Below are 19,483 nucleotides of genomic sequence, written 5' to 3'. Positions count from 1 at the left end.
CGCTCCACGCTTCCTCCCCACGGTCGGTCGCCCTTCCGCAGTTGCGCTTCACTTCGCTCGCTGTGGCCAGCTCACGGGAGGACTTGCACCTCCAGGAGTGCGCCCGTGCCGGGCGCACAAAAAAGCCCCGCCGGATGGCGGGGCTTTCGGGTATCGGTCCAGGACGGACGGGGGTGTCCCGACCGATAACAACGGATAAACCGGTTTTAGAACTGGTTCATCGTGTTGTCTTTACCACCGGCCTTCAGGGCAGCGTCACCGGCGAAGAACTCTTTGTGGTCGTCGCCGATGTTGGAGCCGGCCATGTCCTGGTGCTTGACCGTGGCGATGCCCTGACGGATTTCCTTACGCTGAACACCACCCACGTAGGCCAGCATGCCTTCGTCACCGAAGTAGCCCTTGGCCAGGTTGTCGGTAGACAGGGCCGCAGTGTGGTATGTCGGCAGCGTGATCAGGTGGTGGAAGATGCCGGCTTCTGCAGACGCCTTGCGCTGGAAGTCAGCGGTCCACTCGTCAGCCAGTTTGCCCAGCTCGGTGTCGTCGTACTCGGCGTTCATCAGGTCGCCACGCTCGTAGGCCGACACGTCCTTGCCTTCTTCCTTCCAGGCGTCGAAGACCTGCTGACGGAAGTTCAGGGTCCAGTTGAAGGACGGGCTGTTGTTGTAAACCAGCTTGGCATCGGGCACCACTTCACGGATGCGGTTCACCATGGCCGCGATCTGGCCCACGTGCGGCTTCTCGGTTTCGATCCACAGCAGGTCAGCGCCGTTTTGCAGGCTGGTGATGCAGTCCAGGACAACACGGTCTTCGCCAGTGCCCGGCTTGAACTGGAACAGGCCAGACGCCAGACGCTTCGGCTTGACCAGTTGACCGTTCTGCTTGATCACCACGTCGCCGTTGTTGATGTCTTCGGCTTTCTCGATGACGTCGCCATCGATGAAGCTGTTGTACTGGTCGCCCAGATCGCCCGGCTCGTTGGTCACGGCGATCTTCTGGGTCAGGCCAGCGCCCAGGGAGTCGGTACGGGCCACGATGACACCGTCGTCGATACCCAGTTCCAGGAACGCCAGACGAACCGCGTTGATCTTGGACAGGAAGTCAGCGTGCGGAACGGTTACCTTGCCGTCCTGGTGACCACACTGCTTCTCGTCGGATACCTGGTTCTCGATCTGGATGCAGCAGGCACCGGCTTCGATCATCTTCTTGGCCAGCAGGTAAGTCGCCTCGGCGTTACCGAAACCGGCGTCGATGTCGGCAATGATCGGCACCACGTGGGTTTCGTGGTTTTCGATCTTGTTCAGCAGCTCTTGCTCTTTGGCGCTGTCGCCGGCTTTCTTGGCTTCTTCCAGGTCACGGAACAGGTGGTTCAGTTCCCAGGCATCCGCCTGACGCAGGAAGGTGTACAGCTCTTCGATCAGCGCAGCAACGGAGGTTTTCTCGTGCATGGACTGGTCAGGCAGCGGACCGAACTCGGAACGCAGGGCCGCAACCATCCAGCCGGACAGGTACAGGTAACGACGCTTGGTGGAACCAAAGTGCTTCTTGATGGAGATCAGCTTCTGCTGACCGATGAAGCCGTGCCAGCAGCCCAGGGACTGGGTGTACTGGGCGGTATCCGCGTCGTAGTTCGCCATGTCTTCACGCATGATCTTCGCGGTGTACTTGGCGATATCCAGACCGGTGTGGAATTTGTTCTGGGCGCGCATGCGAGCGGCGTGCTCAGGGTTGATCGCATCCCAGCCCTTCATCTTTTCCTTCAGAGCTTTGATGGCCTCAATGTCTTGGTTGTACTGTGACATGGTCGATCCTGTTATCAGTTGATGAGCCAACGTTCGGCCGCAGCACTTCACCCAACCCGCTGCTGACCGACGATGGGAGCCATTCTACGAACGTCGAATCCATCATTAAAATTTATATCGTGTATTCCGGATATTTTTTTGGTGAATGTAGAAAAACGGACGCCAACACCCTGTTTGGTCGAAAAATAATCAGGACGGCGACATGTCATGTCGCCGCACCCAGCGCCTTGCGTCCATCCCCACCCTTGGTTATGCTTTAATCAGATACTGTTTATATATACAGTATTCAATGATCCTCGGCTTCCATCAACAGGGCAGGACGTCACCATGCGCACACGCGGCACCGGCCGGAATCCCCACAACCGCTATCAGCCCCTGACCTCGGACCGGACCACCGACGACGGCTGGTACCGGGATCCCGACGACATGCTGTGTCCGGACTCCCTGGCAACGACCGTGGTCGAGGAGCAGGTCAAATCCATCATCAGCTATAACCAGTCGCCGGATGTGCCTTTTGATCAGTCCATCAACCCGTACCGGGGCTGTGAGCACGGTTGCGTCTACTGCTTTGCGCGACCCACCCACGCCTACTGGGATCTCTCACCGGGCCTGGATTTCGAGACCCGGTTGATCGCCAAACCCAACGGCGCGCGTCGCCTGCGGGAAGCCCTCGACAAGCCCGGCTACCAGTGCAAGCCCATTGCCCTGGGCGTCAACACCGACGCCTACCAGCCGCTGGAGAAACGGCGCCGCCTGACCCGAGATCTGCTGGAGGTGATCCGCGAGTACAACCACCCGGTCTCCATCATCACCAAAGGGGCGCTGATCCTGCGGGATCTGGACCTGCTGGCCAGCCTGGCGGCCGACGGCCTTTGCTCCGTCCGGATCAGCCTTACCACCCTCGACAACGACCTCAAGCGGCGCATGGAACCAAGGACCGCGTCGCCGGGAACGCGCCTGCGCATGATCCGGGAGCTGTCCGACGCCGGCATCCCCACCGGCATCATCCTGGGCCCGGTCATTCCCTTCATCAATGACGCGGAAATCGAAGCCATCCTGGACGCCGCAGCCGACAACGGCGCCACCCGCGCCAGCTGGATCATGCTGCGCCTGCCACTGGAAATTCATGAGCTGTTCGAGGACTGGTTGCTGCGCCATTTCCCCGACCGCGCCCGCCACGTCATGAGCCGCATTCGCGACATGCGCGGCGGTCAGGTCTACGACAACCGCTTCGGCCACCGCATGCGCGGCCAGGGCATCTATGCCGACCTGATCCGCCAGCGCTTCAACCGCAAGGCCCGCAAAGTCGGCCTCAACCTGCACGAGTCGGAACCCCTGCGGACCGACCTGTTCCGCCGGCCCGGCGGTGAACAGCTGGATCTGATCCCCCTGCAGACCGTCGGCTGAGTCCCACTTTGATACTTTCCTGACATTTCCTGAACGCCTGCCTGACGGGCCGCCCATTAAGGTGTCGGCCCATGAAAGCACTCGTCAGCGTGATTGTGTCCGGCCGTCGGCCTTACCTCGGATTCCTGGTTTCAGGCGGCACGGCCACGCTGGTCCATTGGGCCACTATGGCGCTGTTGATGAGCGGTGGCCTGTCCGCCGCGATGGCCACGGCCATCGGGAGCCTGACGGGTGCGGCAGCAAACTACGGATTGCAACGGCGGCTGGCATTTCGCAATGCCGGCCCGCACACACGGACCCTGCCGCGATATGTGCTTTCCTGTGCGACGGGCTGGCTCGCCAATCTCGTCGTTTTCCGTGTGTTGTTTGAGGTCGCCGGCCTGCCGGCGGCACCCGCCCAGGTGCTGGCCACCGGACTCGTGACCGGCCTCAATTACCTCATGTACGAGAGGCTCGTCTTCCATGAATAGTCCGCAATCCCGTATACCGGCTACGCCACCGTTGCTGTCGATCGTCGTGCCCGTCTACAACGAACGGGCGGTCCTGCCGCTGTTTCTCGACCGCATCCGCGAAGTGCTGGCCGGTCTGCCCCACACCGCCGAGCTGGTCTTTGTCGACGACGGCAGCGACGACGGCAGTGACGCCTTCCTGATCCAGGCGCTGCGTTACCAGGCCAACATCCGCCTGGTCCGGTTAAGCCGCAACTTCGGCAAGGAAGCCGCGCTGACCGCCGGCATCGAGCACGCCCGGGGAGAAGCCGTCATTATCCTCGACGCCGATCTGCAGGATCCGCCGGAACTGATTCCCGACATGGTCCAGCGCTGGGAGGCCGGCGCCGACGTGGTGCTGATGCAGCGGCGTTCCCGCGCCGGCGAGAGCTGGTTCAAACGCGCCAGCGCCTACACGTTTTACCGGTTACTGAATCGCACCTGCCGCACCACGATCCCGGTGGATACCGGCGACTTCCGGCTGATGAGCCGCAAGGCGGTGGACGCCCTGCTCAGGCTGGGTGAACGCAACCGCTATATGAAAGGCCTGTTCGCCTGGATCGGTATGCCCACCGTGGTCCTCACCTACGACCGCGAAGCCCGGCCGGCCGGACAAACCAAGTGGGATGTCCTGGGCCTGGTCGGTCTGGCGCTGGAAGGGCTGACGTCGTTTTCCGTCGCACCGCTGCGCTGGGCCACCGTGATGGGCCTGCTGGCGGCTACCGTCGGCGCCATTTTCGGTTTGTGGATCGTGGTCAAGGCGACCCTCCTCGGTGACGCGACCGCCGGCTATCCGTCGCTGGTGGCCATCATTACGTTCCTGGGCGGCATCCAGCTGATGGGGCTGGGCATCCTCGGCGAATACGTGGGCAAAACCTACATCGAAACCAAACAGCGGCCGGTGTACCTCACCCGAGATGTCATTGAGCAGCAGCGAGCCACAACCGGTCATGCCGTACCCCGTACCGAGGATTCGTCGTATGTTGAAGCGGGTTGAACCCTGGCTGTGGGCCCTGCTGGCCATCCTCGCCACCCGCCTGATCGGGATGGCCCTGTTCCCCCTGGTGGACACCACCGAGCCACGCTACGCCGAAATTGCCCGGCTGATGGCCGAGACCGGGGACTGGATCACGCCCTGGTTCTCGCCGGGCGTGCCGTTCTGGGGCAAGCCGCCGCTGTCGTTCTGGCTCCAGGCCCTGTCGATCCTGACCTTCGGCCTCAGTGAATTTGCCCTGCGCCTGCCGGCCTGGCTGACCAACCTGGGCCTGGTCTACCTGATCTGGCGCTTTGCCCGGGAGCTGTATGGCGAACAGGTGGCGCGCTGGACGGCGATCATCTTTGCCAGTATGTCGCTGACCTTCATCAGCGCCGGTACCGTGATGACCGATCCGTTCCTGACCCTGGGCACCACCCTGAGCCTGGTCAGCTTCGGCATGGTCGCCAATGGCCGTGAACGAGGTTGGCGCTGGCTGTTTTTCCTGGGGCTGGTGATCGGCCTGCTGGCCAAGGGGCCACTGACGCTGGTCCTGACGGGATTACCGATTGGCCTGTGGCTGATCCTGGCCCGCGACCGTTTTCGTCTGCTGGGTGCGTTCCCCTGGGTCCGGGGGACTCTGCTGACACTGGCCCTGGCCCTGCCCTGGTACATCGCGGCGGAGCTGAAAACACCGGGCTTTATCGACTACTTCATCATTGGCGAGCACTTCAAACGTTTCCTGGATCCGGGTTGGGCGGGCGACCTGTACGGCACCGCGCACCTGCAACCAAAGGGTATGATCTGGATGTTCTGGATCTGGGCATCCTTCCCCTGGGGCATCGTCGGGTTGACGGTGGCGGCCTGGCTGCTGTTCCGTCACGACGGGCGGGCGAGACTGGCCATCGGAGTCACCGGCGCCAATGCCCAGTTTGTGTTGGTGGCCGCCCTGGCTCCGATGCTGTTCTTCACGATGGCGAGCAATACGTTGTGGACCTACGTGCTGCCGGCCCTGCCGTTCTCGGCCCTGGTCCTGGCCCGGATGCTGCTGTCGCTCGATCTGTCCGGACGGGGATTCCGGCGCATGGCGGTGTCCGCGGCGGTGTGCGTGCCGGTGCTGACCACCGGGTTCGTCTTCTACGCGATGCACGACACCCGCCAGCTCAAGACGGAACAGTCCATCGTTGACGACTACGCCAGCAACCGCCAGCCCGGCGACAGCCACCTGTTCTACCTGGATGACCTGCCGTTCTCCGCCCAGTATTACAGTCAGGGCCAGGCCAAACAGATCACCATGGAACAGCTGGGCGTTATGCGCCAGAATCACCGGTACCAACGGTATTTCCTGGCGGTTCCCAATAAAAAGGCGGATCGTCTGCTGAGTCGGCTGCCCCCGACCGCACAGGTTCATGACAGCAACCGGCGATACTCCCTGTTGTCGTTTACCGATCCGGCGACCACTAACAAAGGCTAAATACTCACGATGTCTGCATCCGCTCCTGCCAGCCGGCAGGCCCTGAGACTGCTGATTGTCGAAGATCAGATCGATCTGGCTGAAAACCTGTTCGAATTCCTGGGAGATACCCGGTATGCCCTGGATTTTGCGGCGGACGGGCTCACCGCCCTGCACCTGCTGGCCACCAATCCTTACGATGTGATCGTGCTGGATCTGATGCTGCCCGGCGTCTCCGGTTTCGACCTGTGCAAGCGCATCCGCCAGGATCTGCAGTGCGACACGCCCATCATCCTGATGACGGCCCGCGGCGCCCTGGCCGACAAGGAGCGGGGCTTCGAATGCGGCGCCGATGATTACCTGGTCAAACCGTTTGAGCTGCGCGAGCTGCAATTGCGCATCGATGCGCTTTACCGCCGCTATACGCCGCGCAGGACCAGCCTGAAGGCCGGCACGATCCATTTTGAACCCGGTACGTTGAGGGTCGAGCTCAACGGCGCCGACACCGAGTTGACCGGCATTCCAGCTCGGCTCTTTGAATTGCTGATCCGCGCCTATCCCAACTTCCTCAGCCATGAAGCACTGAGTGAGGCCATCTGGGGCGACAGTACCGGCGAAACCGACGGTCACTCCCTGCGCACTCACATCTACTCCCTGCGCCAGAGCCTGCAGCGGGCGTTTGGCCATACCCTGATCCGGACCGTCTACGGTCGGGGCTATCGGATCGATCCCCCCGACGCGGGTGAGGAGCCCGGGGCTTGAAACCCTCCCTGACCACGCGCCTGTTTCGGACGGTCTTTGCCGTCAGCCTGGCAACCGCCATTCTGTCGATCATCGCCATCGAGGTGTTTTTCGAGGATATGGAGGACACCATCCTCGATCTGGAGCTGGCCGAAGAGCACGCGCATTTCCGCCATCTCATCGACCGCGATGATTTCCAGGAATGGGACACGGCCTTGCTGCTCGCCATCTTTCTCGGTGACGGCCAGCCCGAAACCCGACTGCCGGATTACATGAAGAATAGGCCCACACCGTATTCCGCCGAAATCGAGGTCGGTGACAAAACTTACCTGATGCTCATCGAAGCGACCAACCAACCGGCCGGCCGCCTTTATCTGTCGCAGGACATCACCATCATGGAGAGCAAGCAGCTGCTGCTGCAGTTGATCGTCCTGGGGGTGCTGGGCGCGATGGCGCTGATCGGCCTCGTGCTCTCACGCACGACGGCTCGCCGGCTGACCCGCCCCCTGCAGCAGCTGACGCACCAAATTCAGGCCACCGCGCCGGCGTCATCGATGCGGCGGTTGTCTACCGAATACCAGGACGCGGAATTTGCCGACATTGCCTCGGCGTTCAACCGCTTCCTCGACGCCCTCGAGGCGTTCGTCGACCGGGAGAAATCCTTCGTCAAACTGGCCAGCCATGAACTGCGGACACCGCTGGCCGTCATCACCGGCGCGCTGGACATTATCGAAAAGCGGGACACCCTGTCGGAGGCCGATGCGCGTACAGTCGGCCGTATCCGGCGGGCGGCGACGGACATGCAGGCCGACGTCAACGTCCTGCTTCGACTGGCCCGCGGCAATCTGGACGAAGAGCAGCGGGCCCGGCTCGGTCTGCGTCAGGCGATCGACGACACGATCGCGGATCTGGAGAGCACCCCCGGCAGCTCGCCCGGCCGATTGCGCCTGCAGGCGGGAGAGCTTGACCTGACCCTGCTGGCGGATCCGGCCCTGCTGCGGATGCTGATCCGCAACCTGCTCCAGAATGCCCTGAAGCATACCCGCGGCCCCGTCGATATCGACGTCACCGCCGATGGGTTGCAGATTGTCGATTACGGCAGCGGCCTGCCGGACCGGATCATCCAGCGTCTGTCGACACCGCTGCATGGCAAGGCCGGCATGCAGGAAAGCAGCTTCGGCCTGCTCATTGTGCAGCTGATCTGCGAACGGCTGGGCTGGACGCTGGACGTGGCCGAATCCGGCCCCGACGGCACCGCGATGTTCATCTCGTTCGGCACCTCGGTGCTCGACCGGACACCCAACACCAGCAGGCGGATGCGGCACGAGCGGACCTGACGTCTGCCCGTCCAAATGCGACTTATTCTCATCGAAAAGGCGCGATCAGGCCGCCAATGTTCACGAAAACATTACGAAAGTCATCGGACCGATCTGGTGCATCCACGCATCAAGCTGGCACACCGCCCCGGTCAGCACCTCCGGAAAACGCGGTTACCCCTCTGTTTTTAAAACGCTTTCCAAATCCTGTCGGACAACGGCTTTTCTGACTCCATTCAGTTCATTCACCCCACGAATAGAGGCATGTCGTTTTTTCGATTGCTCACTGAACAGTCAGTCACTAGCTTTACAAACCACTGCAATCTGTACTTACCGCAGATTGCGACAGAACTGTCTTAAAAACGTTTAAGAACGATCCAATAAATTTCAGAAAAAAACCGACAGGAAACGCATCGCTATGAAACGACTCCTCACTGCCTTTGTGAGCTGCGTGGCTCTGGCTGGGGCACCCATGGCAGGCTCTGCCGCGGAAGCCACCAAAGAGCTGAAGATGGCCTATGACGCCGACCCGGTGACACTGGACATTCACGAACAGCTCTCCGGCGGCATTCTGCAGCTGTCGCACATGACGTTCGACCCCCTGATCCGCTGGACCAAGGACCTGCAATTCGAACCGCGTCTGGCCAAGAGCTGGGAACGGATTGACGACAAAACCATGCGCTTCCACCTGCGCGAGGGCGTCAAGTTCCATTCCGGCAACACCCTGTCCAGTGAAGACGTGAAGTTCACCTTTGATCGTCTGAAGAAGAGCCAGGACTTCAAGGCCATCTTCCAGCCGTTCAGCGACCTCAAGATCATCGACGACACCACCTTCGACCTGATCACCAAAGAGCCGTACCCGCTGCTGTTGAACGCCGCCACCTACATCTTCCCGATGGACAAGAAGTTCTACTCCGGCAAGGACGACCAGGGTCGCGACAAGGACATGGTTTCCAAGCAGGTGGACACCTTCGCCTCGCGTCACGAGTCCGGTACCGGCCCGTATATCGTGACGTCGCGTCAACAGGGCGTGAAGGTCGAGTTCAAGCGCTTCGACGACTACTGGGACAAAGACTCCCCGGGTAACGTGGGCCACATCACCCTGACCCCGATCAAGGAAAACAACACCCGCGTGTCCGCCCTGCTGTCCGGCGGTGTGGACTTCATCGCGCCAGTACCGCCGACCGACCTGGAGCGCATCAAGCGTGATCCGAACACCAGCCTGGTCACCATGAGCGGAACCCGCATCATCCTGTTCGAGATGAACCAGAAGCGGGTTGAAGCCTTCAAGGACAAGCGCGTGCGTCAGGCCATTGCCTACGCCATCAACCAGGAAGGCATCGCCGCCAAGATCATGAAAGGCTTTGCCACCCCGGCCGCCCAGCTGTCGCCGGAAGGCTATCAGGGCCACGTGGACGGCCTGAAGCCGCGCTACGACATCGCCAAGGCCAAAGAGCTGATGAAGGAAGCGGGCTACGAGGACGGCTTCACCATCACCATGATGGCGCCGAACAATCGCTACGTGAACGACGACAAGATCGCCCAGGCAGTTGCGGCCATGCTGGCGCGGATCAACATCAAGGTGGATCTGAAGACCCTGCCGAAAGCGCAGTACTGGCCCGAGTTCGACAACCGCGCCGCGGACATGATGATGATCGGCTGGCACGCGGACACCGAGGACTCCGCCAACTTCTACGAGTTCCTGACCATGTGTCCGAACACCGATACCGGTGCCGGCCAGTACAACGCGGGCAACTACTGCAACCCGGAGCTGGACAAGCTGGTCGAGCAGGCCAACGTCGAGACCGACCGGGACAAGCGCGCCAAGATGCTGCAGAAAGTCGAGCAGGGTCTGTACGACGACGCGGCCTTCATCCCGCTGCACTGGCAGGATCTGGCCTGGGCCTCCAAGAAGAACGTCGAGATCGAGCCGATCCTCAACGTGATGAACTTCCCTTACATCGGCGACCTGGTCGTCAAGTAAGTCGAAGGGCCTGACACGGAAGCCGGGCCCTCAGCATCACGCTGGGGCCCGGTTTTTGTATCCGGATGAGGAATCCGGATGAGTCTCTGAAAAGGTCCGGGTACGTCCCGGACACCGGCGGAGTACCGGGACTTTTTCAGAGGCGCACGATAAGACAAATAACCCAAGCAACCCGGGCCAGCAGCCGTCACGAGCGTCTGTGAAGCCCAAGCCAGCTATCGGTGTACCCCATGTTAGCTTTTTTGGTTCAGCGAATTGGCCAGGCCATCCTGGTCATGTTCGTCATCAGCGTGATCAGCTTCGCCATCCAGGATGGCCTGGGCGATCCGCTTCGACAGATGGTCGGCCAGTCCGTATCCGACGCCGAGCGGGAACAGCTGCGAGAGGATCTCGGGCTGAACGATCCCATCGTCGTGCAATACGCACGCTTTGCGACCAATGCGGTCCAGGGCGATCTGGGCAACTCCTATTTCTACGGCGAGCCGACACTCGACGTGATCATGGACCACCTGCCCGCCACCCTGGAGCTGGTCATAGCCGCCAGTCTGATGATCATCTTCCTGTCGATCCCCATCGGGGTCTACGCCGCCATCCGCCCCCGGGCCTGGCTGTCCAAATTCTTCATGGGCGTGAGTACCGTCGGGATCTCGATCCCGGTGTTCCTCACGGCCATCGTCCTGATTCAGCTGTTCTCTATCGGCGTGACGGTGGACTGGTTCCCGGCGGACACCGGTTGGGGCCAGTGGCTGAATGACTTCTTCTCCACCGACGGCGGCATGCCCTCCTACGGCCGTGGCCAGGAGCTGACGCATCTGTTCGGCACCTGGGATTCCAACTTCTTCTCCTGGGACGGCCTGCTGCACCTGCTGCTGCCGGCGGTGTCGCTGGCGTCGATCATGCTGCCGCTGTTCATCCGCCTGATCCGCGCGGAGATGATGGAAGTGCTGCAGAGCGACTACATCCGCTACGCCCAGGCCAAGGGCATCTCGCCCTGGCGCATCAACTTCCTGCACGCGCTGAAGAACACCATGCTGCCGGTGATCACCGTCGGCGGGGTCCAGATCGGCATCATGGTGGCCTACACCATCCTCACCGAGACGGTGTTCCAGTGGCCGGGCGTGGGCCTGATGTTCCTCGAGGCCATCACCCGCAGCGACATTCCCCTGATCGTGGCCTACCTCATGGTCGTGGGCCTGATTTTCGTGATCACCAACACGGTGGTTGACCTGGTCTACGGCCTGGTGAACCCGACCGTCAAACTGACAGGTAAGAAAGCATGACCACAGCCACCGCAAACGCGTCCCGCTGGAGCCGTTTCCGGGAGTCGTTCCTCTGGTACAGCTTCAAGCGCGACAAAGTCGCCATCGTCAGTTTCGTCGTCTTCGTGCTGATTGCCGCTGCCGCCTTCCTGGCGCCGCTGCTGGCCCCCCATGATCCGTACGATCTGGCCACCATCAACATCATGAACTCCGAACTGCCACCGGTCTGGATGGACGGCAGCGATCCGTCGTTCCCGCTGGGCACCGACGCCCAGGGCCGCGACCTGCTGTCCACCATCCTCTACGGTACCCGCGTGTCGCTGCTGATCGGCTTCGGTGCCGTCATCCTGCAGGCGGCGCTGGGGATCCTGTTTGGCCTACTGGCCGGCTACCTGGGCGGCAAGGTGGATTCCATCCTGATGCGCATCGCCGATGTGCAGCTGTCCTTCTCCACGCTGATGGTCGCCATCATCGTCGGCGCCGTGTTCAAGGCCAGCTTCGGCAACCTGATGTTCGGCGAGATCGCCATCTACCTGCTGATCCTGATCATCGGTGTGGCGGAGTGGCCGCAGATCGCCCGGACCGTGCGCGCGTCCGTGCTGGCCGAGAAGAAAAAGGAATACGTGGATGCGGCCAAGGTGATGGGCTACCGCACCAACCGCATCATGTTCCGGCACATCCTGCCCAACACCCTGTCGCCGATTTTCGTCATCGGCACGGTGCAGATCGCCAACGCGATCATCTCCGAGGCGGCGCTGTCGTTCCTCGGCCTGGGCATGCCGGAAACCCAGCCGTCGCTGGGCTCACTGATCAAATCCGGCTTCGATTACATCCAGAGCGGTTCCTGGTGGATCACGCTGATTCCCGGCCTGGTGCTGGTGGTCCTCGTGCTGGTCATCAACCTGTTGGGTGACTGGCTGCGTGATGTGATGAACCCGAGACTGTACAAGGGGTAAACCATGGCACTGCTGGAAGTTAAAAATCTCGATGTCCGCTTCGCGGTGCGTGGCGGCGACCTCAAGGCCCTGCGCAAGATCAGCTTCTCCCTGGACAAGGGCGAACGGCTGGGTCTGGTGGGGGAATCCGGCGCCGGTAAATCCGTCGCGGCCTTCTCCATCCTCAACCTGATCGCCCGTCCCGGCTACATCGCCGGCGGCGAAATCCTGTTCGAAGGCAAGAACCTGGCGGCCATGAGCGACCGCGAGCTGCGCAAGATCCGCGGCAACCGCATCGCCATGATTTTCCAGGACCCGATGATGACCCTGAACCCGGTCCTGACCATCGGCAACCAGATGGTCGAGGCGCTCAAGGCGCACCGGCGCATCAGCACCAAGGCCGCCCGGCAGATCGCCCTGGACCGCCTCAAGCAGGTGCAGATCCCGTCACCGGACAAGCGGCTGGACCAGTACCCGCACGAGCTGTCCGGCGGGATGCGCCAGCGGGTGATCATCGCCATCGCCCTGCTGCTGGACCCGGAAATCATCATCGCCGATGAGCCGACCACCGCCCTGGACGTGACCATCCAGGCAGAAATCATGGCCCTGCTGCTGGAACTGTGCGAACAGCGCAACGTGGCCTTGATGCTGATCACCCACGACCTGGGCGTGGTGTCGCAGGTCACCCAGAACATGCTGGTCATGTACGCCGGGCGCATCATCGAACAGGGCCCGACCAAGGAAATCATCAACGACGCCCAGCACCCCTACACCCAGGGCCTGATCAACGCCCTGCCGCAAATGGGGGAACCGGGCCGTCGCCTGTATCAGATTCCGGGCGCCATGCCCTCGCTGAACCGGATACCGACCGGGTGTCCGTTCCATCCGCGCTGCCAGTTCGCCACCGATCTGTGCAAGCAGGAGATGCCGGAGTATGTCACGTCCGGCAACGTCGATGTGGCCTGCCATGAAGTGCGCAAGCTGATCGAGGAAGAGCAACAACAGCGGGAGATGACGTCATGAATGCCCCGGCACAACCCTTAGTCGAAATCCGGGATCTGGAGAAGCGCTTCGATCTGTCCGGCAACTTCCTGGAGCAACTGCGCTTCCGCAACGGCCGCTTCACCCGGCACCAGGAATTCGTTCACGCCATCAACGGCGTCAACCTGGAAGTCCAGAAGGGCGAGGCCCTGTGTGTGGTGGGCGAATCCGGCTGCGGCAAGTCCACCGTCGCGCGCACCGTGATGGGCCTGCTGTCGCCGTCCGGCGGCGAGATCCATTACGACGGCCAGCGCATCGACGATCTTGACGGTAAGACCGTATTGCCCTATCGCCGCAAGATGCAGATGATTTTCCAGAACCCGTACGCGTCCCTGAATCCGCGCATGACGATCCAGCAGACCCTGGAAGAACCGATCCGTTTCCATCATCCGGACTGGAACCGACAAACGATCCGGGACAAGGTCCACGAGGTGATGCATTCGGTGGGTATCGCCCCGGACTGGGGCAAACGCTTCGGCCACGAGTTCTCCGGCGGCCAGCGCCAGCGCATCGCCATTGCGCGCGCCCTGGCGGTGGATCCGGAATTCATCGTCGCCGACGAACCCATCTCGGCTCTGGACGTGTCCATCCAGGCCCAGGTCCTGAACCTGATGATGGACGCCCAGGAAGATCGCGGGCTGACCTACCTGTTCATCACCCACGACCTGTCGGTGGTCGAACACTTCGGCACCCGCGTGGCGGTCATGTACCTGGGCACGGTGTGCGAACTGGCGGACACCAAGACCCTGTTCGACAGCCCCCGCCACCCGTACACCCAGGCGCTGCTGTCGGCCATTCCGCGGCTGGAGGACGACCGCCCGAACCACATTCGCCTGCACGGCGAAGTGTCGACGCCGGTGAACCTGCCGTCGGGCTGTGTGTTCCATGGGCGCTGTCCTTACGCCAACGAACGTTGCCGGACTGAAGTGCCCAACCTGATCGCCACCGATGGCGGTGCTCAGGTGGCGTGTCATGCCGTCGAGGAAGGCCGTTTGTAAAGGCCGTCTATATTAGTGTTCTGTGACTCATCGATATGCCGCCAACGGCGCGTATCGTTGAGGTGCAAGATAGTGAACACACACATCAGGTAATCGAGGCATGGAAGTACGCTGGTTGGAAGACTTTATGGCGCTGGCGCGGACGCAGCATTTTTCGCGTGCCGCGGAAATGCAGCACGTCAGCCAACCGACGTTCAGCCGGCGCATCAAACTGCTGGAAGAGGCGATGGGCACCACGCTCATCAACCGCCAGACCCTGCCGTTGTCGCTGACACCGGCGGGGGACGTCTTCCTGGAGATGTGCGAACGCATCACCCGGGACGTGCGCGACACCCGCGACCAGATCACGGCCCTGGAAGCCGACGCCGCCACGCGCATCAGCGTCGGCTCCACCCAGGGCCTGTTCTCCCATTTCTTTTCCGGGTGGGTGGAGCGCACCGGGATGCGCGACCGGCTGGAGATCAACCTCAAGTCCACCAACTGGGTGGGCGAGGATTTCCTGGATGCGCTGGATAACGGCGAAGTGGACATGGTGCTGTGCTACTGGCACGACAACCTGCCCTGGAGCAGCCGGCTGAATCCGGCGCGCTACGAGTGGCTGACACTGGAAAAAGAGCGGGTAACGCCCTTCACCATCAGCCAGGACAGCGGCGAACCCCGCTTCACGCTGCCCGGGACGCCGGAACAGCCGGTGCCGGTGATCGCCTATCACCCGCGCGGCTTCCTGGCGTCGGCGATCCTGTCGCACCTGGGGCGCACCGATCCCCAGGCGCACCTGCTGCCGCTGAATGAAAACACGCACTCCGCCAGCGTCAAGGCCCTGGTCAAACAGGGGTTTGGCATGGGCTGGCTGCCCTACCGGATGGGCGAGAAAAGCGAACACTTCGGCCAGCTGGTGCGGGCCGGCGACGACACCTGGGATGTGTTCGTGGATATCCGGCTCATCCGTCTGCGCCAACCCCGCGCCGACGACACACTCACGCTCTGGAATGAACTGGTGAAACAGTATGCCTGACAGTCGCCTCGCCCCCCTGCAAGCGGAACACATCGAACACCTGCAGTCCGCCTACGCGGACATCCTCAGCCAGCAGGGATACGACGCCGTCCTGATCAGCTCAGGGGCGGCGCCGATGCGCTACGCCGACGATCAGGCCCATCACCACCACGGCTACGGCCATTTCCTGCACTGGGTCGGGCTGTCCGACGTCGAGCACAGCTGGCTGCTGGTGGAAAAGGACGGCCGTGTCCGCCTGTGGCTGCATACCCCGGTGGACTTCTGGCATGCCGTCACGCCGGTTCCGAACGAAGGCTGGACCCGGCTGATCGAGGTGACCGGTCAGGACGGTACCGACGCCCCCGACATCCCCTATCCCGATCGCCTGGCCGTGATCGGCGACCCAACGCAGATCCAAAGCGCGCCGGGCGACGCCAACCCGCCCAGCCTGCTGGCCGCCCTGGACAACCTGCGGGTGATCAAGACGGCCTATGAAGTCGCCTGTATGGATCAGGCCAGCGCCATTGCCGCCCGCGGCCACAACGCCGCCCGCGACGCCTTCATGGCCGGCGCCAGCGAGTTCGACATCAACCTGGCCTACCAGCAGGCCACCGGCCAACGGGAAACCCGGGCGCCGTACCACAGCATCATCGGCCTCAACGAACACGCCGGCACGCTGCATTACCAGCATTACGACAACCTCACACCCCGGCGCCCTCGCAGCCTGCTGATCGACGCCGGCGCGCGGTACCGCGGCTACTGCTCGGACATCACCCGCACCACCGCCGCGCCCGGCGAGAACCGGTTCGGCGCCCTGATCGCCGGCCTGGAAAGCCTGCAGAAGCGCCTGTGTGATGCGGTCGCCCCCGGTGTGGATTACATTGAGCTGCACCAGCGCGCCCACCGGGGCCTGGCGGCGCTGCTCAAGGCCAGCGAACTGGTCCAGGACATCGACGACGACGCCATGGTGGCCAAGGGCATCACCCGCGCCTTCTTCCCCCATGGCCTGGGCCACTTCCTCGGCATCCAGGTGCACGACGTAGCCGGCAAGCCGCGCCCGGCGCCCGAGCATGCGCCTTTTCTCCGACTGACGCACAGCCTGAAGCCGGGTATGGTGGTGACCATCGAACCCGGTCTCTACTTCATCCCGTCCCTGCTCGATCCCCTGCTGGACAGCGCCGACGGCCAGTACCTGAACCGGAGCCTGATCGACGAGCTGCGAGGCTGTGGCGGTATCCGCATTGAGGACAACGTGCTGGTCACTGAAGCCGGCGCCCGCAACCTGACCCGCACTCACCTGCCCGTCTGAACCGGACATTGTCGCCATGAGGAGCCCTATGCCGCACCACGAACAGTTCGCCAGTGATAACTACGCCGGAATCTGCCCCGAGGCCGTGGACTATATGGCCCGCGCCAACGAGCGCGACGCCAGCGCCTACGGCGAGGATCCATGGACACAGATGGCGGCGGACCGCCTGCGCGAGACGTTCGAGTCGGACTGCGAGGTGTTCTTCGTGTTCAACGGCACGGCCGCCAACTCCCTGAGCCTGGCCGCCATGTGCCAGTCGTTCCACAGCGTGATCTGCCACGAACTGGCCCATGTGGAAACCGACGAGTGCGGCGGGCCGGAATACGCCTCCAACGGCTCCAAACTGCTGGTGGGCGACGGCCCCAACGGGAAGCTGACGCCCGAGAGCATCGAGCGCATGGTGACCCGGCGCACGGACATCCACTACCCCAAGCCGCGGGTGATCACCCTCACCCAGTCCACCGAAGTGGGCACGCTGTACAGCATCGAGGAACTCAAGGCGATTCGCGAAGTTGCCGACCGCTACGGGCTGCGTATCCACATGGACGGCGCCCGTTTTGCCAATGCGGCTGCCGCGCTGGACGCCACCCCGGCCGAGATCACCTGGAAAGCGGGGGTCGACGTGCTGTGTTTCTCCGGCACCAAGAACGGTCTGGCGGTGGGCGAGGCGATCCTGTTCTTCAACCGCCAGCTGGCCGAGGACTTCGAGTGGCGCTGCAAGCAGGCCGGACAACTGGCCTCGAAGATGCGCTTCATCTCCGCGCCCTGGTGCGGCCTGCTGGAAAACGACACCTGGCTGAAAAACGCGGCCCACGCCAACGCCTGCGCCGAACGCCTGGAAGCCGGCATCCACCAGATCGACGGACTGGAACTGTGCTTCCCGCGGCAATCCAACGCCGTTTTCGTGGAGCTGCCGGAAGTCGTCCAGACCGCCCTGCGGGCCCGGGGCTGGCACTTCTACACCTTTATCGGTGGCGCCGCCCGCTTTGTCTGCTCCTGGTCCAGCACCCTGGAGCGGGTGGATCAGCTGGTCCACGACATCGGCGATGTCATGCGCCATCGCTGACGTCGGTACAGCGACCGGGGCCGCCATGTTAATCTGCGGACCCGGCGCCCGGATGCGCGGCGCCAGGAATGCCTTCTGGACCGGAGAGGAAGTCCCGTGAAGCCCAAACCCCAGCGCCTGATCATGAACCTGATGACCGCCATGGATGAAGATGTCCTGCAGGTTCGGGATGCCATCAGCATGTGCGCCCTGTTCGGGGTCACCAGCAACAGTACCCGGGTGGCCCTGACCCGACTGTCAGGCGACGGCTTGATCGAATCCTGTGGTCGCGGCCAATACCAGCTCACCGACCGCGCCCACCAACTCACGGACGACCTGCGTCGCTGGCGCACCGCCCTGCAGCGTCTGGAAAACTGGAGCGGCCACTGGATCGGCGCGCACCTGGGCGGACTGGGCCGCAGCGACAAACCGGCCCTGCGCCGGCGCAACCGGGCGCTGGAGATGAACGGATTCCGGGAACTGAGCCGGGATCTGTTTATCCGGCCGGATAACCTGAGCGGCGGCGTGGCCGGCATTCGTGAGCGGCTCTATCGACTGGGGCTCGAAAGCAGCGCCCCGGTGTTCCTGCTCAGTGACCTGGACGACCACCACGCCGGGCTCACCCAGCGCCTCTGGGACACCAATGCCCTGGAACAGCGTTACCGGGATTCCGCCAGCCGCCTGAAAAAGTGGCTGGACAAGGCCGACCGGCTGGAGCCCGACGCTGCGGCCCGGGAGTCGTTTGTGATCGGCGATCGGGCCATTCGTCAGATCGTGTTCGACCCGTTATTGCCGGCACCGATGATCGACACCACCGCCCGCCAGACCTTTGTGGATACCCTGCTCGCCTTCGACCAGACCGGCCACGCCATCTGGCGCCGGCTCTATCACCTCAGCTCCGGGGCCACGGCGCCCGCCTGATTATTCCGCTTCCGGAGCCGAAAAATCGGCCATCAGGCGTCGATAGTCCGCCGTCTGGCGAAAGGCCGTCAGCGCCTGATTGAAGTCCTGGACGAACGAGGTCGGCGTCTCCGGCGAAAACATCAGGTAGACCGGCCCCTCGCTGATGGGCTTGCGGGAGGCCGTCAGCTTGTCCGCCAGCCCCAGCCGATTGGCCTCGTACCAGCCCACCTGCCGGTTAGCAACAAACGCATCGACGCGCCCCAGCGCCACCATCTGCAGGCCGGACCGGATATCGCGCACCTCTTCCCGTGTCACCCCAGGTGCCGACCAGATTTCCGGGGTGTAGGAATACCCCGACGACAGGGCGATGGTCTTGCCAGCCAGCGCATCAAAGTCGGTGAATTGCACAGGCTCTTTGCGGTTGGAAAACAGGGTGGTTTCGCTGTTGGCCAGGGGCTCGTCCGGGTACTGGAACAGGCGCACCCGATCCTCCGTCTTGCCAGCTCCGACCACCGCATCGGCGCGATTGCGGGCCACCAGATCCAGCGCCCGCTTCCAGGGAACGAACACCAACTGGGAGTCGTAACCCATGCGCTCGAACACCGCCTCGGTCACCGACCAGAGCGGACCGCTGGGCCGACCATCCCGCTGATCCACCAACGGCGGCCAGGCTTCGGTCACCAGACGCAGCGATTCCGCCGAGGCCAGACTGCTGGCGCCCAGCAGGCACAGACCGGCAACAGCCGCCCGCAAGTGGCGATGTAAAGCATCAGGAATCGCCATGGATCAGGGCCTCGGTTGGATAGCGTACCGGTCATCTTAACAGCCTGCTGACGGA

General features: G+C 62.8%; 17 protein-coding genes. 15 read left to right on the top strand and 2 right to left on the bottom strand.

Annotated elements, in window-relative coordinates:
- Nucleotides 1-206: 206 nt before the first annotated feature.
- Nucleotides 207-1,799: an isocitrate lyase gene (locus EB809_RS19465; RefSeq protein WP_123636517.1), complete on the bottom strand. Its 1,593-nt coding sequence runs from the start codon at nt 1,797-1,799 to the stop codon at nt 207-209.
- A gap of 327 nt (nt 1,800-2,126) precedes the next feature.
- On the opposite strand from EB809_RS19465, the gene EB809_RS19460 reads away from it, so the two are divergent.
- The 15 genes from EB809_RS19460 (at nt 2,127) to EB809_RS19390 (ending at nt 18,663) form a co-directional block, all read left to right on the top strand.
- Nucleotides 2,127-3,206: a PA0069 family radical SAM protein gene (locus tag EB809_RS19460; RefSeq protein ID WP_123636516.1), complete on the top strand. Its 1,080-nt coding sequence runs from the start codon at nt 2,127-2,129 to the stop codon at nt 3,204-3,206.
- Nucleotides 3,207-3,277: 71 nt separating this feature from the next.
- Nucleotides 3,278-3,676 (top strand): GtrA family protein, encoded by a 399-nt coding sequence (locus EB809_RS19455; RefSeq protein ID WP_123636515.1) that lies wholly within the window; start codon nt 3,278-3,280, stop codon nt 3,674-3,676.
- Nucleotides 3,669-4,691, top strand: a complete 1,023-nt coding sequence (locus EB809_RS19450) for a glycosyltransferase family 2 protein (RefSeq protein WP_123636514.1) — start codon at nt 3,669-3,671, stop codon at nt 4,689-4,691. Before EB809_RS19455 ends, EB809_RS19450 begins: the two co-directional genes overlap by 8 nt.
- The gene (locus EB809_RS19445) at nt 4,675-6,141 is read left to right on the top strand and encodes an ArnT family glycosyltransferase (RefSeq protein ID WP_123636513.1); all 1,467 of its coding nucleotides are present in this window, start codon (nt 4,675-4,677) and stop codon (nt 6,139-6,141) included. Before EB809_RS19450 ends, EB809_RS19445 begins: the two co-directional genes overlap by 17 nt.
- 9 nt (nt 6,142-6,150) lie before the next feature.
- Nucleotides 6,151-6,882, top strand: coding sequence for a response regulator transcription factor (locus EB809_RS19440; protein ID WP_123636512.1), 732 nt, complete (start codon nt 6,151-6,153; stop codon nt 6,880-6,882).
- The gene (locus tag EB809_RS19435) at nt 6,879-8,198 is read left to right on the top strand and encodes a sensor histidine kinase (RefSeq protein ID WP_123636511.1); all 1,320 of its coding nucleotides are present in this window, start codon (nt 6,879-6,881) and stop codon (nt 8,196-8,198) included. Before EB809_RS19440 ends, EB809_RS19435 begins: the two co-directional genes overlap by 4 nt.
- 397 nt (nt 8,199-8,595) lie before the next feature.
- Nucleotides 8,596-10,161 (top strand): ABC transporter substrate-binding protein, encoded by a 1,566-nt coding sequence (locus EB809_RS19430; protein WP_123636510.1) that lies wholly within the window; start codon nt 8,596-8,598, stop codon nt 10,159-10,161.
- Between the two features lie 230 nt (nt 10,162-10,391).
- On the top strand, nt 10,392-11,441 hold the full coding sequence (locus tag EB809_RS19425; RefSeq protein ID WP_123636509.1) for an ABC transporter permease: 1,050 nt from the start codon (nt 10,392-10,394) through the stop codon (nt 11,439-11,441).
- The gene (locus EB809_RS19420) at nt 11,438-12,376 is read left to right on the top strand and encodes an ABC transporter permease (RefSeq protein WP_123636508.1); all 939 of its coding nucleotides are present in this window, start codon (nt 11,438-11,440) and stop codon (nt 12,374-12,376) included. Before EB809_RS19425 ends, EB809_RS19420 begins: the two co-directional genes overlap by 4 nt.
- A gap of 3 nt (nt 12,377-12,379) precedes the next feature.
- Complete coding sequence (locus EB809_RS19415) at nt 12,380-13,378, top strand: ABC transporter ATP-binding protein (RefSeq protein WP_123636507.1); 999 nt, start codon at nt 12,380-12,382, stop codon at nt 13,376-13,378.
- Entirely contained in the window at nt 13,375-14,394 is a 1,020-nt protein-coding gene (locus EB809_RS19410) for an ABC transporter ATP-binding protein (RefSeq protein WP_123636506.1), read from the top strand. The genes EB809_RS19415 and EB809_RS19410 overlap by 4 nt, the downstream gene beginning before the upstream one ends.
- A gap of 100 nt (nt 14,395-14,494) precedes the next feature.
- The gene (locus tag EB809_RS19405; RefSeq protein ID WP_123636505.1) at nt 14,495-15,409 is read left to right on the top strand and encodes a LysR family transcriptional regulator; all 915 of its coding nucleotides are present in this window, start codon (nt 14,495-14,497) and stop codon (nt 15,407-15,409) included.
- Nucleotides 15,402-16,697, top strand: a complete 1,296-nt coding sequence (gene pepQ, locus EB809_RS19400) for a Xaa-Pro dipeptidase (protein WP_123636504.1) — start codon at nt 15,402-15,404, stop codon at nt 16,695-16,697. The genes EB809_RS19405 and pepQ overlap by 8 nt, the downstream gene beginning before the upstream one ends.
- A gap of 28 nt (nt 16,698-16,725) precedes the next feature.
- Nucleotides 16,726-17,763 (top strand): low specificity L-threonine aldolase, encoded by a 1,038-nt coding sequence (locus EB809_RS19395; protein WP_123636503.1) that lies wholly within the window; start codon nt 16,726-16,728, stop codon nt 17,761-17,763.
- A 96-nt stretch (nt 17,764-17,859) separates the two neighbouring features.
- Complete coding sequence (locus EB809_RS19390; protein ID WP_190294977.1) at nt 17,860-18,663, top strand: PaaX family transcriptional regulator C-terminal domain-containing protein; 804 nt, start codon at nt 17,860-17,862, stop codon at nt 18,661-18,663.
- On the opposite strand, the gene EB809_RS19385 is transcribed toward EB809_RS19390, so the two are convergent.
- The gene (locus tag EB809_RS19385) at nt 18,664-19,428 is read right to left on the bottom strand and encodes a substrate-binding periplasmic protein (RefSeq protein WP_123636502.1); all 765 of its coding nucleotides are present in this window, start codon (nt 19,426-19,428) and stop codon (nt 18,664-18,666) included.
- Nucleotides 19,429-19,483: the final 55 nt, after the last annotated feature.

It is taken from the genome of Marinobacter sp. R17, from assembly GCF_003789045.1.
Lineage (GTDB): Bacteria > Pseudomonadota > Gammaproteobacteria > Pseudomonadales > Oleiphilaceae > Marinobacter_A > Marinobacter_A mangrovi.
Note: the sequence above shows the minus strand (reverse complement) of the source record. Positions and strands in the feature narration are given on the sequence as shown.